General features: G+C 34.2%; 1 protein-coding gene. It reads left to right on the top strand.

Features of this window, described 5'->3' with window-relative positions; genetic code table 11:
• Positions 1-838: 838 nt before the first annotated feature.
• The coding region (locus OQ279_RS18485) for a beta-propeller domain-containing protein (RefSeq protein WP_266071345.1) at positions 839-2,302 on the top strand (1,464 nt) is incomplete at its 3' end.

Here is a 2,302-nt window from a genome sequence, read left to right as displayed (position 1 = left end):
GAAAGAGGATTGCCGATTTAAGTTTCATTATTGTGCTCCTTTCATCAATGAATGAAATATAATTTTCATCATTACTAAACTATAAATTGTTCACATTAACAGTCTCTATATTAGTCTCATATAATGTTAATTACAATCATTTGTGATTTGTGTCACAAAATGTTCATGATTAGGAGACGTGTTTTTGTCACAAAAAGTTCATAAATAGACTAGTAAATGATTGGTAACTGCTGTTTTTTATTAGTATTTTCGATAAACCTAGAGTAATATAAGCTCTTTTAACCCATATTGTAAGAGCAACTAAAGTTTTTTTACTATAATTCATTTCTTATAAAAATTCATTTTAATGCAGTTTAAATATGTACATATCTGGGTAAAATATTTTCAACTATCTATACCCCCAGAAAAAAGTCTTTAACCCCGTATTGTATTGTAAATGTAAAGTTCAATTTATTGTCACAAAATATTCTTTAATGGAGCATTCAAGTTACAAGGAGTCTGATTATGAAAATCTTTAATGCGGACATAGACCAAATATTAGATGATACATCCGATATGGCTGATGAAGATCTTTCTCATCTAATCAGACATATAGAAATAGATCTTTTGCTTGAAAGTACACAAGATTGGTAATAAAAATTTAGGATTAAGGATTCTTATTGAAAGGAGCTTCGGTAATCACGAAGCTCCTTTTTTATAGTGGTGGCAGTAACAGAAAAGAAAGGGGAGTACACGGAATTCAATTATATAAGGCTAAATTAAGCCGCTAAGAATTCTGTTGCTTCATTGTAACCATTTTCCAATTGTTCTCGTCAAAAGGAATAAAGGGGGAAATGCGATGAAAAAAATATGGCTTGTTATGTGCATTTTGCTGCTTGTTCCTGCGGCAATTGCTGCTGTTATTCTGAGCACGCAGCTAAAGGTTGTCAGCCAGATTGAAAATGAAAATGTGGAGGTGCTCAGCAATAAAACATGGAAGATTTATTTTTCACGAAAGTTAGATCAAAAAACAGTTAATTCACAAACTGTATCTGTCATTAACGATCAAGGTGAGAAACAAGATATTGACATAAACTTAAGTGATGATCAAAAGAGCATCATTGTTAAACCTCCCGAATCAGGCTATAAAGCAAGAACAGGTTCATACAAGCTATTACTGACAGAGGACATTCAATCAGTGAACGGAAGAAGATTAGCTTCTCAAAAAGAACAGCTTTTTAGTGTTGAGCTTACATTGCCAAAAGCTGAATCCGTTGCTCAAATAAATGACCATTTTTTAACACTGTTAGGAGATAAAGGGCGTTCAAAAGGGTTTGGACTTTATAGCGATGCAAGTTCTGCAGAGGACAGCAGTATGGAAAGCAGCGGGGAAGGCGGACAGTATTCAGAAACAAATATCCAAGTTGAAGGTGTTGATGAAGCAGACTCGGTAAAAACAGATGGTCAATACATTTACCGGGCAACAGATGGCGAAGTGCAAATTGTATCTGCTCATCCAGTTCATGAAATGGAAGTCATGTCTGTACTGAAATTCACTCATGATTTTAGTCCGCATTCTCTGTTTCTGCATGAAAACCAGCTTGTTGTTTTAGGACACAGTTATACAGAAAATAAAAAGGGTACTGAAAACAAAGTTCAAGACATTTCTTTTCCCGCATATTATCAAAGTGTTAAAGCAATTGTTTATGATATCGAAAATAAAAAACAACCAAAAGTAATAAGAGAAGTTGAAGTGGAGGGTTCCTTAACAGCAGCAAGGATGAAGGAAGGAAAAGTATTTATGGTAACAAGTCAATATCCAGATATTTGGATGTTAGAGGAGAAGCCAGATATGGACCTTCGACCAATTTTTAAGGATACTGCAAAAGCGGAATCCTTTGAGCGTGTGGATTTGAAAAATATCAATTATATACCAGAATCAAAAGATCAAAACTTCACCAATATTGCTGTCTTTGATTTGAACCAAAATACCAAAGAAGCAGTAATATCCTCCTTTATTGGCAGCGGTGACAATATGTATATGTCAAAAGATTATCTTTATATAGCTTCGGCTGATTATTCATTAATGCCACTGCGCGAAGAGAGCTTTGAAGATTTTAGTCCGGATACAACGATTTATAAATTTAAGTTTGAAGGTCTAAAAGCCGTTATGATGGCGAGCGCCGAAATAAACGGCACCATTTTGAATCAATTTTCAATGGATGAGCATGATGGTTATTTCAGAATAGCAACAACAAAAGGGAATACTTTCAACGATTCCACCCCTTCAGCTAATAATCTCTACATTTTAGACGAAAACTTA

This window comes from Salinimicrobium profundisediminis, from assembly GCF_026241755.1.
Lineage (GTDB): Bacteria > Bacteroidota > Bacteroidia > Flavobacteriales > Flavobacteriaceae > Salinimicrobium > Salinimicrobium profundisediminis.
This window is presented reverse-complemented; position numbering and strand designations above follow the sequence as displayed.